Here is a 4,382-nt window from a genome sequence, read left to right as displayed (position 1 = left end):
CTAAATGCCATTACACTTGCTTTTGCTATCGAACTTGAGAAAGCAAATATTAAAGTTAATGCGGTAAGTCCAGGCTATACGGCAACGGCTTTAAATAATTTTCAGGGAACCGATACACTTGAAGAAGGATCTAAGGAACCTATTCGTATTGCGCTGGATGAAAGTGGTGTTACTGGACAGTTTACGGGGCCTAATCAAGAAATTTTTCCCTGGTAATTATCGATTCGGAACAAATAATCTAAGGAGGACTCCGACTTTCTTCGATTATTTTTTTAGTAAATTTAAATATGAAAAAACAATCCAATGTAGGTCGGTTTGTATCTATTAACGAAATTCATAATGTCTGTGGTTTATCTAAGCCAAAGCATCCATTGATCAGTCTCACTCATTTAGAGAAATCCGCAGTGATTGATGATAAAGGGTTGCCTGCTTATGCTGTGCTTGATTTCTACAAAATAACCTTTGTATTGAATAACAAGGGAAGAGTAAAGTACGGCCAAGATTATTATGATTTTGATGAAGGCAGTATGATGTTTTTAGCTCCAAATCAGGTTGTAGGTCCGACGGAGTATGATGGCAAGGCGGAATTATTTGTATTTCTTATCCACCCTGACTATTTTTTAGGCTCCGCATTGGCAAAAAAAATAAAACAATATGGCTTTTTCTCCTATTCAGCAAAAGAAGCATTGCATTTATCGGAGAAAGAAAAAAATATTATTCTTTCGGTTTTTTATATCATAGAGCAAGAATTGAACGAAAGGATAGATGAATTTAGCCAGGAGGTCATACTTTCACAAATCGATTTGCTGTTAAATTATACTAACCTCTTCTATAAGAGGTAGTTTATCACCCGAANNCCGAAAATATCCTGGAAGATTACTTTAATTCTACCAAGACACTCGATTTTGGCGTTCCTTCCGTGCAATATATTTCCGAACAGCTCAATATTTCTGCGGGTTATCTAAGTGATATGTTACGGTCATTAATTGGCCAGAATGCACAGCAATATATCCACGGAAAACTAATTGAAAAAGCCAAAGAAAAATTGTCAACGACAAATCTATCCGTTTCAGAAATTGCTTACGAATTGGGCTTTGAACACCCACAATCATTTACAAAACTTTTCAAAAGTAAAACAGACATGTCTCCATTGAAATTTCGGAGCCTGTTTAATTGATACCTTTTTATTGAGTCAGTTAATTTTTTTTTTGAGATAAAAGTATTTACATTTGATGTAATATTTAATATGGCTTTATCGGTATTGCAGTATTTTTACCCATACTAGAGTCATGTTGGAAAATCTAGAAACTTCAGATGTGAATATTATGGAGAATTTATCTCAATACTATGAACGTTTACCATTTGCCAATCCAGAACAACTGTCTGAAAATAACGGTGGCCCAGGGCATTTTAATGTCTTCTTACGAGCGGAATCCAGCACTAATGTACCGTTCAATAGGCGTGACTTTTATAAAGTATCGCTGATCTTAAGCACCGGGCAGCTCTATTATGCCAATCGGTCAATCTTAATCGACAGACCGGCGCTCATGCTGTCCAGTCCTTTAATTCCTTATTCCTGGGAACCTGATACGGTACAGCAAGAAGGATGGTTCTGTATTTTTTTCGAAAAGTTTATTCCCCCAATTGATTTCAAGAATTTCATACTGGACTCCCCTTTATTCAGGACAGGGGGAACATCTCTTTTTTGTGGATGTGGATCGTCAAAGCATTATTACCGGTATCTTCAAAAATATGATGACAGAAATTAAGTCTGATTATCCGTTAAAGTATGAGGTTCTTCGAAACTATCTATATATATTGATTCATGAAGCCTTGAAGTTGAGCCCTCCGCAAAATTACACGAAACCGCTCGGCGCTCCCCAAAGAACGACAGCTCTGTTTTTTGAATTGCTGGAAAGGCAATTTCCAGTAAGTAATCATCATATTATTTTAAAATTGAAGACAGCCAGGGATTATGCTGATGCATTGTCGGTAAATCAAGATTACCTAAATCAAATATTAAAAACCAATACCGGAAAGACGACTACACAGCATATTACTTTAAGGATCATTAAAGAAGCATATCGCTTACTTCAAAATCAAGACTGGAGTATTAATGAAATAGCCTTTGCACTAGGTTTTGAAGAGCCTTCTTATTTAAGCAATTTCTTTCGTAAAAATACCAATGTCACGCCTAGTTCTGTTCGTAAATCAGCACTCTGAAAATTATATTTAATAGTCTGAATATTGCAAGCTGTCTGTTTTACAATTATATAATTTTGAATCTGTAAATTCATCTGAACGATTGATTACTTCAAAATTTAAATTGTAACATGAAAAAAGACATTGAAAATCAAACAATTGAACAGCGCTTAAGGAATATTGAAGACCGTCTTGAAATATACAGCTTACTGGCGTGCCATCCCCTGAGTGCTGATACGGGAGCCGATTATTATACTCGGCAGGTATATGTGGAAGATAGCGTTTTTGATCGCGGACCGCTTCCTGGTGCACACGGTCGAGAAGCTATCGCAATGTTCATCCAAAAACCCGAACACCACCAGGCAATCGAAATGGGGCTCGCTCATTTTACTGGTCTTCCTTATGTTGATGTTCGCGGTGATGAAGCCTTTGTCACTTCTTATCTTCAGATACTAACCCGAGATGTTCACGGAGAAGAAAGAGAATTACCGAATCATGGATTTTCAAAAGGGTATAGAATCCATCGTGTCCTGGCTAACCGTTGGTCACTCATTCGTACGCAGGATGGTTGGAAAATCAAATCACGAAAGTTAATACCACTTGAAGGTTCTTCAGATGCAACAGATATCTTGGCACAGGGACTCGAAGCATTTTCCGAAAAAAAGTCCTAGATATTAAATGTAGATTTTAAAAAGTAAAGATAAAAGATGGAAAGTAAAACTTTGGATCTTGCTCCTAATGGCGGCCGGTTACCTCTTCTGTATCCTAATGAATTGTCATCGCTGCAGAAGGAATTACATCAGCATTTTCAAGATCATCTGATAAGCTGGTCTAAGAAAGTAGGTTTCAAACTAGCATTATCAGATGGGAGATTGCTCGGTCCCCTTAACGGTTTCTTATACAGTCCGGTGATCAGCAAGGCCTATCATCAATGGGTGGATGTAGAACATGAACATACTTCAATTCCGCCAAAAATCCGTACGATGGTAATTCTGATAATCGGAACTGCTTGGAATTCGGAGTTTGAGATTTATGCCCATAGCGAATCTGCCCGATACTTAGGATGGAGTGAAGCGGCTATCACGTCGATATTAAATGGTGAACAACCTGTAGGCTTAACACATACAGAGATGGTTGCCTATCGGTTTGCCAAATGCCTCATGGACAAAAAAAATGTAGACGATGATATCTATAAGCAAGCAATTGAAGCTTTCACTGAAAAAGGAGTAGTTGAACTCGTCCAGTTGATTGGTATTTTTCTAACCGTATCCGTTATGTTGAATGTTTTTAAAGTTCCCGTACCGGGTGTAGATTGCCATTGATTTGAATTCACTTTTTAAAGCAATAATATTGTCTTTTATGCCAATTCCAATTCCAATAATTTGGTAACAAAAACGTGTTCGTTTTCGAGGAAAACAACAACATAATCAAAGGCATTCGATTGGAGCCAGCTTAAATCACGAAATTCACCGTGATTGGTTTCAATCTTGCCTTTGTCATTAAAAACAAATTCATCTTCAAAATCGACGCTGGAATTGCTGCAAAAGTATATTCGGAAATGGTCAGCACCGTGGTTATCGTTATATTTTGAAAAGATAGGTTCTGAGTACTCCTTCAGCTCGACCATTTGACATTCGTATCCGTGTTTACGCTCATCAAAGATTACAATGTCTTTGGCACCTTTTCTTTCCGCATATATTACTAAAGGAACATTTCCTGATGATCCAACAAGACCATCCTCATACCTCATCCCACTAAACCGTATCTTAAATTGATCATTGCCGCTTGCAGGATCAATAATTAGTAATTTTATCCCAAGGTCTTCCAACCAATCTCTATTAATTTCAATGGGAAAATCATTCGAAGAAATTTCTTTCGAAAACGTTGAGAGATGTTCTGGGGTAACGTTGCGCATACGTTTTAAGACAGTTAATTGCTATTAAGTTACCAATTATTTTACAGTAGGAGAAATCATCGCCATGCGCTATAATAAAGGCAGGATAATGTTATCCCGCTCCAAGAAAAAGCTTACTTGAAAAAAGGATACTCAGTGAAAGATACTGGAGGCTATATTGGTGCTTTCGGATTTAATGATCCTTGAACCATCAAATCATTCTCTTTAAGCATGTCAACTTTTAATTTTGGGAAGTTGATAGTCAGTGGCCCTGAAATTAAGTCAG

7 protein-coding genes and 1 pseudogene are annotated in these 4,382 nt (G+C 37.3%); 7 read left to right on the top strand and 1 reads right to left on the bottom strand.

The annotated features are described in order from the left end of the window. From B2X72_RS08195 to B2X72_RS08170, 7 genes and pseudogenes are all read left to right on the top strand, one after another. Nucleotides 1-216: pseudogene (locus B2X72_RS08195) on the top strand (dehydrogenase); the annotation flags it as partial. A 71-nt stretch (nt 217-287) separates the two neighbouring features. Next, entirely contained in the window at nt 288-842 is a 555-nt protein-coding gene (locus B2X72_RS26555) for a hypothetical protein (RefSeq protein ID WP_310889256.1), read from the top strand. 77 nt (nt 843-919) lie between these two features. Continuing rightward, nucleotides 920-1,177 (top strand): helix-turn-helix transcriptional regulator, encoded by a 258-nt coding sequence (locus B2X72_RS26550; RefSeq protein WP_310889257.1) that lies wholly within the window; start codon nt 920-922, stop codon nt 1,175-1,177. 148 nt (nt 1,178-1,325) lie between these two features. After that, nucleotides 1,326-1,769 (top strand): hypothetical protein, encoded by a 444-nt coding sequence (locus tag B2X72_RS08185; protein ID WP_217493571.1) that lies wholly within the window; start codon nt 1,326-1,328, stop codon nt 1,767-1,769. Next, entirely contained in the window at nt 1,753-2,223 is a 471-nt protein-coding gene (locus tag B2X72_RS08180) for a helix-turn-helix domain-containing protein (protein WP_217493572.1), read from the top strand. The genes B2X72_RS08185 and B2X72_RS08180 overlap by 17 nt, the downstream gene beginning before the upstream one ends. Before the next feature lie 110 nt (nt 2,224-2,333). Further along, a complete protein-coding gene (locus tag B2X72_RS08175) occupies nt 2,334-2,873 on the top strand; it encodes a nuclear transport factor 2 family protein (protein ID WP_070569848.1) in 540 nt (179 codons plus the stop codon). Between the two features lie 36 nt (nt 2,874-2,909). Next, complete coding sequence (locus tag B2X72_RS08170) at nt 2,910-3,524, top strand: carboxymuconolactone decarboxylase family protein (protein ID WP_070569850.1); 615 nt, start codon at nt 2,910-2,912, stop codon at nt 3,522-3,524. A 35-nt stretch (nt 3,525-3,559) separates the two neighbouring features. Here the strand turns inward: B2X72_RS08170 and B2X72_RS08165 are convergent, their stop codons facing one another. Beyond that, entirely contained in the window at nt 3,560-4,117 is a 558-nt protein-coding gene (locus B2X72_RS08165) for a hypothetical protein (RefSeq protein ID WP_070569852.1), read from the bottom strand. Between the last annotated feature and the right edge of the window lie 265 nt (nt 4,118-4,382).

The sequence above is a fragment of the Sphingobacterium sp. UBA7253 genome, assembly GCF_002472745.1.
Classification (GTDB): domain Bacteria; phylum Bacteroidota; class Bacteroidia; order Sphingobacteriales; family Sphingobacteriaceae; genus Sphingobacterium; species Sphingobacterium siyangense.
Note: the sequence above shows the minus strand (reverse complement) of the source record. Positions and strands in the feature narration are given on the sequence as shown.

What these genes read in the sequence shown, in the direction of transcription:
- B2X72_RS26555 (WP_310889256.1), top strand. Translation starts at nt 288, where the DNA reads ATGAAAAAACAATCCAATGTAGGTCGGTTTGTATCTATTAACGAAATT.
- B2X72_RS08185 (WP_217493571.1), top strand. Translation starts at nt 1,326, where the DNA reads ATGGAGAATTTATCTCAATACTATGAACGTTTACCATTTGCCAATCCA.
- B2X72_RS08180 (WP_217493572.1), top strand. Translation starts at nt 1,753, where the DNA reads ATGATGACAGAAATTAAGTCTGATTATCCGTTAAAGTATGAGGTTCTT.
- B2X72_RS08175 (WP_070569848.1), top strand. Translation starts at nt 2,334, where the DNA reads ATGAAAAAAGACATTGAAAATCAAACAATTGAACAGCGCTTAAGGAAT.
- B2X72_RS08170 (WP_070569850.1), top strand. Translation starts at nt 2,910, where the DNA reads ATGGAAAGTAAAACTTTGGATCTTGCTCCTAATGGCGGCCGGTTACCT.
- B2X72_RS08165 (WP_070569852.1), bottom strand. Translation starts at nt 4,117, where the DNA reads ATGCGCAACGTTACCCCAGAACATCTCTCAACGTTTTCGAAAGAAATT.